The following is a 14,958-nucleotide window of genomic DNA, read 5'->3' on the forward strand; positions in this document are numbered from 1 at the left end:
GCTCCGACTCGCCTGTCTTCCAACCCTGCCATATGCCTGCCCATCTTGATTGGAAGCGGGGTGGCAGGCTCATTTTGGATCGGAGCCCGTCATGCCTCTATTGTCAGTTCTGTCCCTGCTTTCCAAACCGCCTCCGTCCAAGGAGGCCGCTCAATCTCCAGCCGCTCTCCCTGCGGCCAGCCGTCTGATCAAGACCGTCAAACATCTGCAAGGTCTGCGTTCGGAAAATACCGTGCTTTCCGCCATCGATCCCGTTCTGATTCATTTAGCCCGTTGCTGCGAGCATTACGACGATATCGCCGAAGAGCTGCGTCAATGCAATGAGGCCTTGGGCGCGGTGCTGTTGATGCTGCGTCACACCGAAAACGCGCAAGTGCGCGGCAAGGCGCTGTGGGCCTTGCTGGAGCCTTTGCAGCAGCGTTTGCAGGGGGCGATGGAGAGGCTGGAGACGGTGACGTCTTAGAACGTGTTTACGATCCGTTGCGTGTTGCGAGCAAGGCCTTGTTTCGCTTTGGTTGGCGTGATCCTCAACCGCGGGTGCTGGTGGGTATCGCCTGCGGCTCCACCCACCCTACGTGTGGTCGTTGGCCAGGGGTAGGGTGGGTGGAGCGCAGCGATACCCACGCGGCGGTCTTGGAGAGGCTTGGGGCGCTTCGGATAGGCGGTTTCCTGTGCGGCAAGCCAGGGTCAAAACACTGAAAAGGTCGTGAACAGGCTTTTAGCATCGGTACTCGTCGCACCGTGTGTCTACTGATGCGCAGCAGATGGTGGACAGGCGCTCAGGCCAGCATGTGTTCCGGGTCGAAGTCCGGATTGAGCCGCGAGCTCAGCACGTGGTCGCGCCAGGCGCCGTTCAGATAGAGGTAGTTCTTGGCGTGGCCTTCGATCTCGAAACCCAGCCGCTTGAGCAGGCCGGCGCTGCGCAGATTGTGCGGCTGGTAGTTGGCCTGGACCCGGTGCAGCTTGAGGGTGTCGAAGGCGCAGCGTATCACCGCTTCCAGCGCTTCGCGCATCAGGCCCTGGCCCTGGCAGTGCTGGTCCAGCCCATAGCCCAGATGACAGGACTGGAAGGCGCCGCGGCTGACATTGCTGAGGCCGACGCTGCCTATCACCCGTTCCGGCTCGGCGTGCAGTGCCAGCAGGAAGCGGCCGCCACGGCCTTCTTCCCAGTCGCGGGCGCGCTGGCGCAGCTGCATGGTCCAGTACAGCTCGGTGTAAAACATGTCGCCGGGCTTGGGGTCCCAGGGTTCGAAGTGCAGGCGGTTGTGGACGTGGAAGTCCAGCATCGCGCGCGCCAGCGCGGGCTGCGCCGGCAACAGCAGCAAGCGCGGCGTGCTGAGGGTGGGCTGGGCGATGGGCATGCGGGGCGGGTCAGGCGCTGGCGGGAAAGGCGATCTCAGCCGCCGCGCGCAGCAGGATGGGCACGCCGAAGCTGCCCAGCTTGGGCAGAGTGGCGTTTTCATGGGCGCGGATCTGGGCGGCGCTGGCGTGGTCCTTGTCGTGGGTGGTGTGTGCGTCGCTGACCAGGATGATGGCGTAGCCGTGGGCCGCCGCGCTGCGGGTGGTGGTGTCGATGCAGAATTCGCTGGCGTAGCCTGCGATGACCAATTGGCCGACGCCCCATTGTTGCAGCTGCTCATGCAGGCCGGTGCGCAGGAAGGAATCCGGCGTGGTCTTGCGCAGGTAGTGGTCGTCCGGCTGCGCGTCCAGGCCGCGGGCCAGCCGCCATTCTGCCGAGCCGTGGGTCAACGGCGCGCTGGCGCGTTCATGCTGAACCCAGACCACCGGCGTTCCGGCCGCGCGCGCGGCGGTGGCCAGTTGATTGAGGCGGGCGATGACGGCGTCGGCCTGGTCGGCGCGCGGTTCGTGGTCGAACATGCCGCTTTGCACGTCGATGATCAGCAGGGCGGTTTTCATCGGGGTTTCCTGTCGCGGGATTGAGTCGCCAATGTCATATGAAACGCGGCAAAAAGCAAGCCCCGCTAGGGCGGGGCTTGGGTGGGAACTTGGAATCTGTTTACGATCTCGCGAGCTAAGGCGAGACAAGGCGAAAACGAGCGAAAAAGCGGAATGTACGAGTGGTACATGAGCATTTTGAGCTCATTTTTAACGCGGTATCGCTGAAGCGCAGCAGATCGTAAGCAGGTTCTCAGGCGGTCAGCCTGTCCAGTGCTTCTCTATACTTGGCCGCGGTCTTCTCGCGCACTTCCAGCGGCACCGCCGGCGCCGGCGCCTGCTTGTCCCAGCCGGAGGCTTCCAGCCAGTCGCGGACGAACTGCTTGTCGAAGGACGGCGGGTTGCCGCCCGGCGCGTAGCTGTCCGCCGGCCAGAAGCGGCTGGAGTCCGGGGTCAGCGCTTCATCCATCAGCGTCAGCACGCCGTTTTCGTCCAGGCCGAACTCGAACTTGGTGTCGCAGATGATGATGCCGCGGCTGGCGGCGAATTCGGCGGCGGCGCGGTAGAGCTTGATGGCGGTGTCGCGCACCTGGGCGGCCAGCTCGGCGCCGACGATTTCCTCGCAGCGCTGGTAGCTGATGTTTTCGTCGTGATCGCCCACCGCCGCCTTGGTGGACGGGGTGAAGATGGGTTCGGGCAGCTTGTCCGCCTCGCGCAGGCCGGCTGGCAGCGCCAGGCCGCAGACGGTGCCGCTTTGGCGGTACTCCTTCCAGCCGGAGCCGGCCAGGTAGCCGCGCACCACGGCTTCGATCGGCACCGGCTTCAGGCGCTTGGCCACCACCGCGCGGCCGGCCACTTGCGGCAGGTCGGCGGCGGAGACTACGTCTTCCGGCGCGTCGCCGGTCAGGTGGCAGGGCACCAGGTCTTTGAGCTTGTCGAACCAGAAGTTGGAGATGGCGGTGAGAATCTGGCCCTTGCCGGGAATGGGGTCGTCCAGGATCACGTCGAAGGCGGACAGCCGGTCGGTGGCGATCATCAGCATGCGCTGGTCGTCGATCTCGTACAGGTCGCGGACCTTGCCGGAGTAGATTTTCTTCAAGCTGGTCAGTTGGGTGGTGTTGAGTCCGGTCATTGGAAGTCCTCGGTGGAACGGGCAATGTGTTTCAAGGCTTCGCGCCGGCTGAGCCCGGATAGCGGCGTGGCCGCTACAAAGGCGCGCACGGCGTTGGCGTCGGTGTAAGCGTATTCGCGCAAGGCCCAACCTATGGCCTTGCGGATGAAGAATTCGGCGTCGCCGGCATTCGCGGCGCAGTAGCGGAACAGGCGTTCGGCGTCGGTGTCGGCTTTCCAGCGCAGCTGGTGCAGGATGGCGACGCGGCGCAGCCAGAAGTCGGCATCGCCGCTGAGGGCGTCCATGTCGCGCTGCAAATCCCGGTGCTGGCGCGTGAGCGCGCCGACCACCCAGGCGGCCAAGCCGTCCACGCAGTCCCACCAGGGCTTGGCGGCGGCGAGGGCCAGCAGCCGCGGCAGGCTGGCGGCCGGCAGTTCCTCGGCGCGCGCGGTCAGCAGGTCCACCGCCGCGTATTGGAATTCGCGTTCCGGTTGCCGCCACAGTTGCTCGGCCAGGTCCAGGCAGTATTCCGCGGAGCGGCTCTTGAGCGCGCGGATCCAGGGCGTGGATACTTTTCGGCGCGCCGGCGTGGGCACGCCGAGAAAGTCGAACCGCTCGCGCATATAGGCGCGCATCGGCGCGGCCTGCTCCGGGACGGCGGCGGCGCTGAGTTCAGCGCGCAGCGCGGCGATGTCGGCGTTCACGCCGGGGCCTCGTCGAAAAAGCGCATGCCGGCGTAAGGCCGGGCGCGGCAGGCGGCCAGCCGCGAGGCCAGCGTGCCGACATGCAGTTCCAGTTGATGGCCGTCCGGGTCCAGGAAGTAGAGCGAGTCGCCCTCGCTGCGGTTGTCCCGCCATTGGCGGACGCCGGCGGCGGCCAGGCGTTCGCGCCAGGCCGGGAAGTCGGCGGCGTCGACGCCGAAGGCGTAATGGGTGTAGCCGGCGGGCGGCACGGCGTCGGGGTCCAAGGACAGGCACAGCCACAGGCCGTCCAGGCTCAGATAGCCGCCGCTGTCCCAGCGCGCGTGGGGCTGGCAGCCCAGGATGCCGGCGTAGAAATCCCAGGCGCGCTCCAGATCTCGCACCGCCAGGGTCAGGTGATTCAGTCCGTTCAGTGTCATGGCGGAAAAATGGCGAAGTTCTGTAAGAACCTGTTCAAAGTTTAGCGAGCTAGAGCGAGACAAGGCGAAAACGGCTGAAGAAGCGGAATGTACATGTGGTACATGAGCATTCTGAAGTCGTTTTCAACGCAGTATCGCCGACGCGCAGCAGACATTGAACGGGCTCTTAGGCTTCGCCATGCGCTTACAAGGTGTCCTTCAAGGCCCGGGCCTGGTCCAAGGCTTCGTCGGCCGTGGCCGCCATCACATTGAAGTGGCCCATCTTGCGGCCGGGGCGCGCGCTTTTCTTGCCGTACAGATGTAGTTGGGCGTTGGGCGCTTCCGCCAGCACGTCCCAGTTGGGCTGGCCGCCGTTGTCCTTCCACACATCGCCCAGCAGGTTGACCATCACCACCGGGCTGAGCAGGTCGGTGCGGCCCGGCAGCAGGCCGCACATCGCGCGCACCTGTTGCTGGAACTGGTCGGTCAGGCAGGCGGTGAGCGTGTAGTGGCCGGAGTTGTGCGGCCGCGGCGCGATCTCGTTGACCACCAGGCTGTCGTCGTCCAGCACGAAGAATTCCACCGCCAGCACGCCAACATAGTCCAGCGCCTCGGCCAGCTTGAGCGCCATGCTTTGGGCTTCGGCCGCCAGCGCAGGCTTGATGCGCGCGGGCACGATGGATTCGTCCAGAATGCCGCCGGCGTGGATGTTCTCGGCCACCGGGAACACCGCGCACTGGGTGGCGCTGACCCGGGTGACGATGGCGGACACTTCCAACTGCAGGTCCAGCATCTTTTCCAGCACGCAGGCTTGACCGCCCAGATTAGCGTAGGCGGCGCGCGCTTCTTCCGCGGTGCCGACCCGCACCTGGCCCTTGCCGTCATAGCCCAGGCGGGCGGTTTTCAGGATGCCGGGCAGGTAGGGCGCGAGTTCAACCTGGATGTCCTCCACGCTCTGGATGGCCAGATAGGGCGCGGTGGGCAGGCCGGCCTTGGCGATCCAGGCTTTTTCCACGATGCGGTCTTGGGCGATGGCGACGCAGTCGCCGGACGGGGACACGCGGGTGGTCTTGGCCAGCAGGCGCATGGCGTCGGCGTTGACGTTCTCGAATTCAGTGGTGACGGCGGCGCAACTCTTGGCCAGGTCTTCCAGCGCGGCGGGGTCGTTGAACGGCGCGCACAGGTGGCGGTCGGCGAAGTCCGCCGCCGGCGCGGCTTCGTCCGGGTCCAGCACGGTGACGCGGTAGCCCATGGTCTTGGCGGCCACGGCGAACATGCGGCCCAACTGGCCGCCGCCCAGGATGCCCAGCATCGCCGGGGGTAGGATGGCGGCCATTATTCGATCTCCGGCAGGGTCATCGCCAGCACGGTTTCTTCTTGCTTGCGGCGGAAGGCGATCAGTTGTTCCGCCAGTTCCGGGCGGGTGGCGGCCAGCATGGCCACGGCGAACAGCGCGGCGTTGGCGGCGCCGGCTTCGCCGATGGCGAAGGTGGCCACCGGGATGCCCTTAGGCATTTGCACGATGGAGAGCAGCGAATCCTCGCCGCGCAGGTATTTGGACGGCACCGGCACGCCCAGCACCGGCAGATGGGTCTTGGCGGCCAGCATGCCCGGCAGGTGGGCGGCGCCGCCGGCTCCGGCGATGATGGCCTTCAGGCCGCGCTCGGCAGCGGTTTCTGCGTATTGGAACAGCAGGTCGGGAGTACGGTGGGCGGAGACGACGCGGGTTTCACAGGCGATGCCGAAGTCCTTGAGCACGCGGGCGGCGTTCTGCATGACTTCCCAATCGCTGTTGCTACCCATCACGATGCCGACTTCAATCATGGCGGAGAAGCTCGCTGGTTGAGGCTAAAGGCGTGATTTTACCCGATTGGGGCCTGCTGCCGTTATGGTTTTTTATTTTGACATCAAGGTACTTAGGGCATATCACATCAGCCGCGGATAAGTGAACAGAATCAGGTGCACAGTGTTGAAAGCGACGTGAGCCAGCACCGCCCACAAGACCTGGCGGGTGGCGGCGTAGACCAGGCCGTAACCCAGGCCGGCGAGGGTGGCGAGGCCGACCCAGACCCAGCCGCCGGCGATGTGGACCAGGCCAAAGGCCACGGAGGCGGCCATCAAGGCGGCAAAGGGTTCGGTGCGCAGCTCCAGCCAGCGTTGCAGGCCGGTGCGGAAGAAGGCTTCCTCGGCCAGCGAGACCAGGAAGAAGTTGGCGAACAGCCAGGGCAGCAGCCAGTGCGGCCATTTCGGCGCCCAGGCGATGACGCCGGCCACGCTGGCCAGGCCCAGCACGACCAGCAACAACAGCGCGCCGACGCCGGCGGCGGCCGGTCCCCAGCGCCGTTCCACCTGCGGACTGGCGGACAGCACCATCAGCAGCAGCCAGCCGGCGGCGCCTTTGTCGTAGCTCCAATACAGCCGATAGGGCGCGCTGTTCGGCGTGCTCAGGCCTTGCCACAGCAAGGGGTTGTCGAAGCCGGGCAGCGCGTGCAGCGCCAGCGCCAACAGCAGCGCGATCCAGACCAGCCACAACTCCGGCCGCCGGTAGCGGCTCGCGGCCAGGCTGACGGCGAGGGCGGCGATGAGGGCCGCCGCGCCCAAGGGCTGCACCAGGCCGCAGGCGACGGCGACGCCGGCGCTGCTGAGCGCGGCCAGACGCGACGGCCAGCGCAGACGCAGGCTTTCCGCCAGCAGGGCCAAAGCCAGCAGGGCGAAGGCGGCCAGGGTGAGGGTATCGGGCAGGGGCATGGCGGGCTCGCGGAGGATGGGCGGAAAGCCAATGATACTGAAGCGGGGCGGCGACAAAAAGACCGCCGCGGGTCAGGCCGGAACCGGACCCGCGATGGTAGAGCGCTCCCGTGTGCGGGGAGAGGCGATGTTTAGTTGAGTTTGGCCGCGCGCACCGCGGCGGCGGCGTCGGTGATGCCGGCGGAGCAACCTTCGCAATCCGCCGCCGGTTGGCGCGCGGTCTTGATCAGGATGTTGCGCACCGCTTTCCAGTTGAGGCTGGGGTTGGAGGACAGCATCAGCGCCACCAGGCCGGCCACGTGGGGCGTGGCCATGGAGGTGCCCTGGAAGGCGGCGTAGCTGTCCGCTCCCGGCACGGTAGTACCGCTGTTCAACGTGGAATAGATGCCGGGGTCGCCGCTGTTGAGGTCGCCGCCGGGCGCGGTGACGGTGGTGATCGCGCCGTAGTTGGAGTAGGAGGCGATGCCGCCGGATTTGCCGTTGGAGGCCACGGTGATCACGTCGGGGCAGCTGGCCGGGTTGGTGTTGCGCACGTTCTTCATCGCGTTGCCGGCGGCCACCACCACCACGCCGTTGCGGGCGTTGACCTGCTGGATGGCGTCGCGATAGGTGCGGCTGCAAGGCTGAGCGCCGCCCAGGGACATGCTCAGCACCCGCGCCACATTGGCGTTGATCGGCGCGCCGGGCACGGTGGCGCCCACCGCCCACAGCATGGCGTCGGCGATGTCCGAGCTGGCGCCGCCGCACTGGCCCAGCACGCGCAGCGGCAGCAACTTGGCCTTGGGCGCTACGCCGGTCAGGCCGTTGCCGTCGCCGGCGGCCGCGGCGATGGTGCCGGCCACGTGAGTGCCGTGCCAGCTGCTGTTGCCGGCGCGGCACAGGCTGCCGTCGCTGTAATCGCCCTGATCCAGGCCGTTGTTGGTGCGCGCGCTTTGCACCGGCTGGCCGTTGCTGTCCAAGAGCGGGCTGCCGTCGGCGTTGGTTTGCGCCACCGCCGGCAGGCGCGCGCGCTTGGCGTCGGAGATGAAGTTGTAGCCGGGCTCCAGCAGATTGGGCTTGAGGTCCGCGTGCGGACGGTAGCCGGTGTCCAGCACCGCCACGGTGACGCCGGCGCCCAGGGACAGGTCCCAGGCGGCGGGCAGGTTCATCGCGCCCGGTTCGCCGGCGCTGGCCTGCATATCCCATTGCTTGCCGGCGTACAGCGGGCTGCTGGGCAGGTAGTTGGGGCTCATGACGAAGTCCGGCTCGGCGTATTCCACCGCCGGGTCTTGCTGGATTTTGCGCGCCAGGGTTTGGGCTTCGGCCACGCTCATCGCCTTGCTGCTTTGATAGACGTAGGCGCCGGTGCCCATCTGGTGATGGAACTGCAGCGGGCTGCCGCTCAGTTGCTGCACGCGTTGGGTGCGGGAGGCGAAATCCGCCGGGCGGCTGGACGGCGCGCGGCCGCCGTTAGCGATGCGAGCCTGGGTCAGTTGCAGCTGGGAGACGCTGTGGTATTTGACGATGATGCCGGTGATGCCGGCGGCGGAGGGCGCGGCCATCGCGATTTCAGCGCCGGCGCCGGCCAGCAGCGCGGCGGTCAGCAGGGACAGCGAGGTTTTGCGGTTCATATTCTGTTGCTCCAGTGCGTCGGGGACTTAGTTCTTGACGTAGGGGATGGCGGCGAGGCCGGCCGGGGCGTTGCCGCCGGCGGACGGGCTGCCCCAGGCGACGAACTTGCCGTCCTTGGCCACGGCGAGGAAGCCGCCGAGCGGGGTGCTGTAAATGGCGCGGATATTGACCAGGCGCGAGCGGATGGCGGAGCTGTCGCCGCCGTGGGTGGGCGCGCCCCAGGTGACCACGCTGCCGTCGGCCTTCAAGGCGGCGAAGGCGTAGTCGTTGGCGAACACGGCCACCACATCGCGCAGGCGGTGCCGCACGGCGCTGCTGTCGCCGCCGCGCAGTTCGTCGCCCCAGGTCACAACGCTGCCGTCCTGACGCAGCGCGGCGAAGGCCAGTTCGGTGGAGGTGATGGCGCGCACGCGGTTGAGCTGGTGTTGCACGCCGCTGGCGTCGTTGCGGGCGCTGTCGCCCCAGGTGACCACGCTGCCGTCCTTGCGCAAGGCGGCGAAGGCGGTCTTGCTGGCGTAGAGTTTGGCCACGCCCGCCAGGTTGCCGGCCACCGGGCCGGTGTCGGCGCCGCGGTCGAAGTAGGCGCTGCCTATGGTGGCGACGCTGCCGTCCTGCTTCAGCGCGGCGAAGACGTTGAGGTTGGTCTGCACGGCGCTGACGCCGGCGGGCATGGGCTCGCTGCCGTCGTAGTAGTCGCTGGTCTGGCCGTCCCAGTTCAGGCCCCACACCACCACGCTGCCGTCTTTTTTCAGCGCGGCGAAGTTGTAGTCCGTGGCGGCGATGCTGGCCACGTTGTTGAGTTTGGCGGCCAGCGGCGAGGCGTCGCCGCCGGAGTTGGGGTCGCCGAAGGCGAGCACGCTGCCGTCCTTCTTCAGCAGCGCCACCGCGCCCAGGTTGTGGCTGACGCTGGCGACGTCCTTCAGCGAGGCCAGTCGGGCGGCGTCGAAGTAGGAGGAGATGGATTTGGAGCCGCCGTTGCCGTCGAAGGTGGTTTCGATATTGCCCCAGCTGGTGGCGCTGCCGTCGCCGTTGAGGGCGACGAAGCCGCGCTTGGTGGGCCACAGTTTGGTGATTTTGCCCAGCGGCGCCACCGGCGAAGTGGAGTCGGCGCTGCCTATGCCCACCGGGCCGGCGAAGCTGGCGCCGGAGCCGGCGCGGCCCCAGCCGACGACGGTGCCGTCGGCCTGCAGCGCGGCCATCGCGCGTTCATTGCCGGCCACCGCCACTACGTCTTTGGGTTGGGCGGGCAGGGCGGAGGTGTCGCCGCCCAGGCGGCTGCTGCCCCAGACCGCCAGCGTGCGGTCCGCCTTCAGCACGGCGAACACCGACGGCGCGCTGAACACGTTCTGCGGCACCAGGGTCTGGCTGGCGCTGGTCAGCGCGCAGCTGACGGTGGCGGTCAGCGGCTGGTCCGGCGCGCTGTCTTCGGCGCTGAAGCCGCGGGCGCCATTGCTCCACTGCACGCGCGGCTGGCCCAGGCACAGGCCGCTGGGCACCGCGGTCAGCACGCCGCCGCGGTTGCCGAAGATGTCCACCGCCAGGCGGCCGCTGCCGCCATGATGGCTGGAGCCGTCGCCGGGCTGGCTGCCGCTGCCGTCGTCTTCGCAGCCGGACAGGCCGCCGATCAGCGCTACGCCCACGGCGATAGCGCCAAGCCGGAACCATTGGGTTCCGCTTGCTTGTGTGGTTCTCATCACGGGTAACTCCTTTGTATATCTTGTCGTTTGTGTTTTTATCCTGGGTTTAAACCCAGAATGAATATATTGTCATGCGGTAAGCATGTTTGGTAGAGAAAACGCATGGACAAGGCAAGAGGGAGCGGGAGGAGAAGCAGATGGAAAAGACGGAGCAATGCGCTATTTTGGTGCAGCGTGCCGATAACCAGCGGTTATAATTATTTGTGTTTTAATTTTTTGTTGAAAAATCAGGTATTTGCCGGGGGAGAAAATGGCGCGTAAGACAAAGCCAGCCGCGGCGGGCTGGCGTCAAAATGGGGCATGAGGGCCGGAAGGGAGCCGGCCGGGGTGTTACATTTTTGCCAGTTGCTGGCGCGCTTTCTGGGCGGAATCGGTCTTGGGATACAGTTTGATCAGGCGTTTGTAAGTGGTTTTGGCCTGATCCATCTGGCCCAGATCGCGCTGGCAGTTGCCGATATTGCGCAGGGCCTCCGGCGCGAAGTGATTGTCCGGAAATTGCTCGACGAAGCGGCGGTGGATGTCGATGGCGGCGTCGTATTGGCGCAAGGCGGTGTGGGACACGCCCAGCCAGTAAGTGGCTTCAGCCACTTGCGGCGCCTGCGGGTTTTGTTCGATGAAGCCGCGCAGCGCGTCGGCGGCTTTGGCGAAGTCGCGAGCGCGCAGCAAGTTCAGCGCCTTGTCGTAATCCGGGCTGGTGGCCGCGCCGCCGTCCGCGGAGCCCGAGGCGTCGCCGTGCGTAGCGGGCACCGGTTTGGCGCCGCTGTTCTCCAGATGGCCCAGCCGGCCGTCCAGGTCGTTGTACAGATCGTTCTGACGCTTTTGGGTGGTTTGCAGATTGTAGTTCAGCACTTCCACGTCGCCGCGCAGCTTGGCCACTTCTGCCTTCATCGTTTCCAGTTGGCTGACCATCTCCAGCAGCTTTTCATTGGAAAGCTTGCTTTCCACTTCATTGAGCCGCGTAGAGGCCTGGCGGTTGACTTGGTCCAGCTGGCGGCGGGTTTCTTCCAGATCGCCGGTGGTGGCGCAGCCGGTGAGGACCAGCAGCAGCGCGCTGCAAAGGGTGAGCCGTTTCATGGTTGTCCCGGGATGTCCCGCCGTCCGGCCCGGAGGGGACGACGCTAGTGAGTTGGGTGGCAATGAATACAGCCGGATATCTTAACGGCAAGCGCGCGAAAGCGCATCCGCCCGATGTCCGGCTGTAATGCCGGCCCGGAGGGCCGGCGTCGTAAACAGACCCAGTGCTTTTAGTGGCCTTGGTACACGATGTCGGCGCGACGGTTCTCGGCGAAGTCCGACTCGGTGTTGCCGGTGGCGCGCGGTTTTTCCTTGCCGAAGCTGACCGCTTCCAGCTGGCTTTCCTTGGCGCCCAGCACTTCCATCGCCTTCTTCACGCTCTCGGCGCGGCGCTGGCCCAGGGCCAGGTTGTATTCGCGGCTGCCGCGGGCGTCGGTGTTGCCCTGGATGATGACTTTTTTGTCAGCGTTCTGCTTCAGGTAGGCGGAGTGGGTTTCCACTACCGGTTTGCCGTTGGCGTCGACGGAGGAGGAGTCGAAGCCGAAGTAGACGCTGCGCTTGGCCAGCGGGCTGTTGGGATCGTTCAGCGGATCCACGGACACCTGGTTCTGGTTGCCGCTGCCGGTGTCCACCGGCGCGGTGGTCTGCGGCGCGGTGGGCTGCTGGGTGCCAGTGGTGGTGTCGGCCGGTTTGGTGCTGGCGCAGGCGGCCAGCAGGGTTACGGTGGCGGTGCCGAGGACGAGTTGTTTCCAGTTCATATCAATAGCTCCAATTAAGGACGATTAAATGGGCCCCAAGCCGGGTCCTGTACATCGCCGTTGATAACGGCCAATTTCACTTTGCTGCTGCCATCCGTGGTGGCGGCGTACAACACGCTCTTGCCGCCGGCGTCGCTGGCGTACAGCACCATGCGGCCGTTGGGGGCGAAGCTTGGGCGTTCGTTGTAGCCGCCGTCCGACAGCACTCGGCTGTCGTTGGTGGCCAGGTCTTGCGCCATCACGCGGAAGTTGCCTCCCTCGCGACGGATGTAACTCAGGGTCTTGCCGTCCGGCGACACCTTGGGCGACACGTTGTAGCGTCCTTCCCAGGTGACGCGCTGGGCGTTGCCGCCGTCGGCGGACACGCGGTAGATCTGCGGGCCGCCGGCGCGGTCGGAGACAAAGTACAGGCTGCCGCCGTCCGGGCTCCACGCGGGCTCGGTGTCGATGCCTCCGTTGTACATCAGCCGGCGCGAGCCGCCGCCGTTGGCGTTGATCACGTAAATCTGCGAATTGCCGCTGGTGGTCAGCACCACCGCCAGCTTGCTGCCGTCCGGGCTCCAGGCCGGGGCGGAGTTGCTGCCCTTGAAGTTGGCGGCGGCAAAACGCTGGCCGGTGGCCAAGTTCTGCACCCAGACCACCGGCTTCTTGCTTTCAAACGACACGTAGGCGATGCGTCCGCCGTCCGGGCTCCAGCTCGGGGAGATGATGGGCTCCCTGGAGCGCAGAATGGTCTGGGCGCGCCCGCCGTCCACGTCCGCCACTTGCAAGAGATAGCTGCCGCCGGTCTTCAGCACGTAAACGATGCGGGTGTTGAAGAAGCCTTTCTGGCCGGTGATCGCCTCGTAAATCATGTCGGCGATCGCGTGCGCCACCTGGCGGGTGCGGTCCGGGGTGACGGTGAATTCGCCGCCGGTCAGCTGTTTCTTCTGCGCGACGTCCATCAGCCGGAAACTGATCTTCAACTGGCCGCCGCCGGCCGCCTCCACCTTGCCGATGGCGACGGATTGCGCACCGGCGGCTTGCCACAGCGGGTAGCGGATGTCAGCAGGCTCAAACGGCACATTGGCCACGCCGGCCGCGTCCACCATGCGGAAGACGCCGGAAATCGTCAGATCATTCTTGATCACCGGACCCAGGCCGCCCTGGGCGTTGGCCTCGTCCTTGAACGGAGCGATGGCGATGGCGTGGCGATTCGCCCCGCCGCCGACGATCTCAATAGTCATTTCCGCTTGCGCGCCGCCTGCGGCCATCAGACCCAGCGTGACGAGCAGCATATTCAACAGAGTTTTAAAGCTGGACATTAGTTCCCTCGAATCAGTCTATCGGCATGAGGCGACGCCGCAGCCGTTCCATCATGGCTTGTGCTTGATCCGTCTTATGACCTGGGACGGAATTCCATTTTGAACTGCCGGTAGCCGTCGTTGAAATTGGCGCCGGGCGGCAGCGCCGGAAAGGTTTTCGCTTCCCAGATCGCCCTTTGCACAGCGTCGTCGTAGGCCTTGCTGCCGCTGCTTTGCAGCAGTTGAACCCGGTTCACTTCCAGCGAGGGCAGCAGGCTGACCTGCAACACTACCTTGGGGTTGCCGCTCAGTTCCGGCGGCACCTGCACCAGCGGAGTGACTTTGGCCTTGACCCGGCTGATCCAGCCGGCCTTGGCCGTTGACGAGCCGTTGGCCGCGCCGCCGGCCACGCCGTTGGGGGAACCGGCCTGGTCGCTGCGCGCATTGGCTTTGCCGTGGGTGCGGGGGCTGTCCAGGCTGGCCAGCAGGTCGTCAGCCTCCGGATTGTAGGTCTTGGACGGCTTGGGTTTTGCCTGCGGCTTGGCGGCCGGCGCCGGCGGCGCTTTGGCCTCCGGTTTTTTCTCGGCCGGTTTGTCCGCTTGTTTGGGTTCGGGCTTCTTCGCCGGCTCGGGTTTGGGCTCCGGCTTAGGCTCGGGCTTGGGTTCAGGTTTGAGCTTGGGCGGCTCCGGCGGTTTCTTGTGGCGGCCCAGGTTGACGTCGGCCGGCGGCTCCGCCACGGCGGGACGCGGCGGCTCCACCACCGGCGCGGGCTTGGGTTCGGCCACGGCGCTGGGCGCGGGGGGCGGAGGCGCGGTGGTCCATAGCTCCAGCGCCACCGGCGCTTGTTCCTGCAAGGTTTGGGAATGGAAGCCGCCCCACAGCAGCAGGCCGACCACGGCGACGTGCAGCAGCACCGAAACGATCAGCGACCAAGGACGCGGCGAGGTGGACACTGCGGCCATCATCCCTGCTTCTGCTGCTTGACTGTCAGCGCCACGCGCTTGACGCCGGCCTGGTGGAGTTTGTCAGCGATCTGCACCACTTCGGCGTATTTGAGGTTGGCGTCGGCGGAGATGGCCACCGGGCGCTCGGCCGCGCCCAAGGCCTGGATTTGCACCGCAAGATCGGCGACGGAGGCGACGTCGGTCTTGCGGTCGTTGTCTATCAGTTGAATCTTGCCCTGGGCGTCCACGGTCACTTCCAGAGGACGGATGTCGATGCTGGTGGCTTGGGACACGCTGGGCACTTCGATCACGCCGGGCGTGAACATTGGCGCGGTCACCATGAAGATGACCAGCAGCACCAGCATCACGTCGATGTAAGGCACGACGTTCATCTGGTTCATCTGGCGGCGGGGACGGCGATTGAGCATGGAGCGTCTGTTAGCGTTGGCAAGCGGTCATGATACACCGGGCTCCGGCCGGGTGTCCGGGGTAAGCGGGTCAGACCGCGGCGGATCATGAAAAGTTCATGGCCGCGCCGGCCTGGGGGCGCTTAGAGCGTGTTTACGATCTCGCGAGCTAAGGCGAGACAAGGCGGAAACGAGCGAAAAAGCGGAATGTACACGTGGTACATGAGCATTTTGAGCTTGTACTCACCGTGTAACGCTCCACGACGCGCAGCAGATCGTAAACAGGTTCTTAGAGCCTGTTCACGATCTTTTCGTCCTGAGATAATTGCCGAATGCGAAGAAGCCATTATCCAAGCGACGTAAGTCGTGAACAGTTCGAACAGATCAGAC

16 protein-coding genes are annotated in these 14,958 nt (G+C 65.9%); 1 reads left to right on the forward strand and 15 read right to left on the reverse strand.

Annotated elements, in window-relative coordinates; translation table 11 throughout:
• Nucleotides 1-91 precede the first annotated feature (91 nt).
• Nucleotides 92-463, forward strand: coding sequence for a hypothetical protein (locus B0T39_RS19430; RefSeq protein WP_081549513.1), 372 nt, complete (start codon nucleotides 92-94; stop codon nucleotides 461-463).
• 316 nt (nucleotides 464-779) lie between these two features.
• On the opposite strand, the gene B0T39_RS19435 is transcribed toward B0T39_RS19430, so the two are convergent.
• From B0T39_RS19435 to B0T39_RS19505, 15 genes are all read right to left on the reverse strand, one after another.
• Nucleotides 780-1,361, reverse strand: coding sequence for a GNAT family N-acetyltransferase (locus B0T39_RS19435; protein ID WP_081549515.1), 582 nt, complete (start codon nucleotides 1,359-1,361; stop codon nucleotides 780-782).
• A 10-nt stretch (nucleotides 1,362-1,371) separates the two neighbouring features.
• Entirely contained in the window at nucleotides 1,372-1,917 is a 546-nt protein-coding gene (locus B0T39_RS19440) for a cysteine hydrolase family protein (RefSeq protein WP_081549518.1), read from the reverse strand.
• Nucleotides 1,918-2,149: 232 nt separating this feature from the next.
• Nucleotides 2,150-3,028 carry a phosphoribosylaminoimidazolesuccinocarboxamide synthase gene (locus tag B0T39_RS19445; RefSeq protein ID WP_081549520.1) on the reverse strand — a complete coding sequence of 293 codons (879 nt, stop codon included), beginning with the start codon at nucleotides 3,026-3,028 and terminating at the stop codon, nucleotides 2,150-2,152.
• Nucleotides 3,025-3,711 (reverse strand): DNA alkylation repair protein, encoded by a 687-nt coding sequence (locus B0T39_RS19450; RefSeq protein ID WP_081549522.1) that lies wholly within the window; start codon nucleotides 3,709-3,711, stop codon nucleotides 3,025-3,027. The genes B0T39_RS19445 and B0T39_RS19450 overlap by 4 nt, the downstream gene beginning before the upstream one ends.
• Complete coding sequence (locus B0T39_RS19455; protein WP_081549524.1) at nucleotides 3,708-4,127, reverse strand: fosfomycin resistance glutathione transferase; 420 nt, start codon at nucleotides 4,125-4,127, stop codon at nucleotides 3,708-3,710. The genes B0T39_RS19450 and B0T39_RS19455 overlap by 4 nt, the downstream gene beginning before the upstream one ends.
• A 184-nt stretch (nucleotides 4,128-4,311) precedes the next feature.
• Entirely contained in the window at nucleotides 4,312-5,442 is a 1,131-nt protein-coding gene (locus B0T39_RS19460) for a 5-(carboxyamino)imidazole ribonucleotide synthase (RefSeq protein ID WP_081549526.1), read from the reverse strand.
• Nucleotides 5,442-5,930 carry a 5-(carboxyamino)imidazole ribonucleotide mutase gene (gene purE, locus B0T39_RS19465; RefSeq protein ID WP_081549528.1) on the reverse strand — a complete coding sequence of 163 codons (489 nt, stop codon included), beginning with the start codon at nucleotides 5,928-5,930 and terminating at the stop codon, nucleotides 5,442-5,444. The genes B0T39_RS19460 and purE overlap by 1 nt, the downstream gene beginning before the upstream one ends.
• 102 nt (nucleotides 5,931-6,032) lie before the next feature.
• Entirely contained in the window at nucleotides 6,033-6,854 is an 822-nt protein-coding gene (locus B0T39_RS19470; protein WP_141111313.1) for a CPBP family intramembrane glutamic endopeptidase, read from the reverse strand.
• Between the two features lie 131 nt (nucleotides 6,855-6,985).
• Nucleotides 6,986-8,464, reverse strand: a complete 1,479-nt coding sequence (locus tag B0T39_RS19475) for a S8 family peptidase (protein ID WP_081549532.1) — start codon at nucleotides 8,462-8,464, stop codon at nucleotides 6,986-6,988.
• A 27-nt stretch (nucleotides 8,465-8,491) separates the two neighbouring features.
• Nucleotides 8,492-10,159 carry a hypothetical protein gene (locus B0T39_RS19480; protein ID WP_141111314.1) on the reverse strand — a complete coding sequence of 556 codons (1,668 nt, stop codon included), beginning with the start codon at nucleotides 10,157-10,159 and terminating at the stop codon, nucleotides 8,492-8,494.
• 333 nt (nucleotides 10,160-10,492) lie between these two features.
• Nucleotides 10,493-11,236 (reverse strand): tol-pal system protein YbgF, encoded by a 744-nt coding sequence (gene ybgF, locus B0T39_RS19485; protein ID WP_081549536.1) that lies wholly within the window; start codon nucleotides 11,234-11,236, stop codon nucleotides 10,493-10,495.
• Between the two features lie 170 nt (nucleotides 11,237-11,406).
• A complete protein-coding gene (gene pal / locus B0T39_RS19490; RefSeq protein ID WP_081549538.1) occupies nucleotides 11,407-11,934 on the reverse strand; it encodes a peptidoglycan-associated lipoprotein Pal in 528 nt (175 codons plus the stop codon).
• 14 nt (nucleotides 11,935-11,948) lie between these two features.
• The gene (gene tolB, locus B0T39_RS19495) at nucleotides 11,949-13,238 is read right to left on the reverse strand and encodes a Tol-Pal system beta propeller repeat protein TolB (RefSeq protein ID WP_081549540.1); all 1,290 of its coding nucleotides are present in this window, start codon (nucleotides 13,236-13,238) and stop codon (nucleotides 11,949-11,951) included.
• Nucleotides 13,239-13,312: 74 nt separating this feature from the next.
• Nucleotides 13,313-14,182, reverse strand: a complete 870-nt coding sequence (locus B0T39_RS19500; RefSeq protein ID WP_043592472.1) for an energy transducer TonB — start codon at nucleotides 14,180-14,182, stop codon at nucleotides 13,313-13,315.
• On the reverse strand, nucleotides 14,179-14,589 hold the full coding sequence (locus tag B0T39_RS19505; protein ID WP_081549542.1) for a biopolymer transporter ExbD: 411 nt from the start codon (nucleotides 14,587-14,589) through the stop codon (nucleotides 14,179-14,181). The genes B0T39_RS19500 and B0T39_RS19505 overlap by 4 nt, the downstream gene beginning before the upstream one ends.
• Nucleotides 14,590-14,958 lie beyond the last annotated feature (369 nt).

This window comes from Chromobacterium haemolyticum (genome assembly GCF_002081825.1).
Taxonomy (GTDB): Bacteria; Pseudomonadota; Gammaproteobacteria; order Burkholderiales; family Chromobacteriaceae; genus Chromobacterium; species Chromobacterium fluminis.

Bases quoted from the DNA above. Each gene is read 5' to 3' on its own strand.
- B0T39_RS19430 (WP_081549513.1), top strand. From the start codon at position 92: ATGCCTCTATTGTCAGTTCTGTCCCTGCTTTCCAAACCGCCTCCGTCC.
- B0T39_RS19475 (WP_081549532.1), bottom strand. From the start codon at position 8,464: ATGAACCGCAAAACCTCGCTGTCCCTGCTGACCGCCGCGCTGCTGGCC.
- purE (WP_081549528.1), bottom strand. From the start codon at position 5,930: ATGATTGAAGTCGGCATCGTGATGGGTAGCAACAGCGATTGGGAAGTC.
- tolB (WP_081549540.1), bottom strand. From the start codon at position 13,238: ATGTCCAGCTTTAAAACTCTGTTGAATATGCTGCTCGTCACGCTGGGT.
- B0T39_RS19440 (WP_081549518.1), bottom strand. From the start codon at position 1,917: ATGAAAACCGCCCTGCTGATCATCGACGTGCAAAGCGGCATGTTCGAC.
- B0T39_RS19480 (WP_141111314.1), bottom strand. From the start codon at position 10,159: ATGAGAACCACACAAGCAAGCGGAACCCAATGGTTCCGGCTTGGCGCT.
- B0T39_RS19445 (WP_081549520.1), bottom strand. From the start codon at position 3,028: ATGACCGGACTCAACACCACCCAACTGACCAGCTTGAAGAAAATCTAC.
- B0T39_RS19455 (WP_081549524.1), bottom strand. From the start codon at position 4,127: ATGACACTGAACGGACTGAATCACCTGACCCTGGCGGTGCGAGATCTG.
- B0T39_RS19435 (WP_081549515.1), bottom strand. From the start codon at position 1,361: ATGCCCATCGCCCAGCCCACCCTCAGCACGCCGCGCTTGCTGCTGTTG.
- B0T39_RS19500 (WP_043592472.1), bottom strand. From the start codon at position 14,182: ATGATGGCCGCAGTGTCCACCTCGCCGCGTCCTTGGTCGCTGATCGTT.
- B0T39_RS19470 (WP_141111313.1), bottom strand. From the start codon at position 6,854: ATGCCCCTGCCCGATACCCTCACCCTGGCCGCCTTCGCCCTGCTGGCT.
- B0T39_RS19460 (WP_081549526.1), bottom strand. From the start codon at position 5,442: ATGGCCGCCATCCTACCCCCGGCGATGCTGGGCATCCTGGGCGGCGGC.
- B0T39_RS19505 (WP_081549542.1), bottom strand. From the start codon at position 14,589: ATGCTCAATCGCCGTCCCCGCCGCCAGATGAACCAGATGAACGTCGTG.
- pal (WP_081549538.1), bottom strand. From the start codon at position 11,934: ATGAACTGGAAACAACTCGTCCTCGGCACCGCCACCGTAACCCTGCTG.
- ybgF (WP_081549536.1), bottom strand. From the start codon at position 11,236: ATGAAACGGCTCACCCTTTGCAGCGCGCTGCTGCTGGTCCTCACCGGC.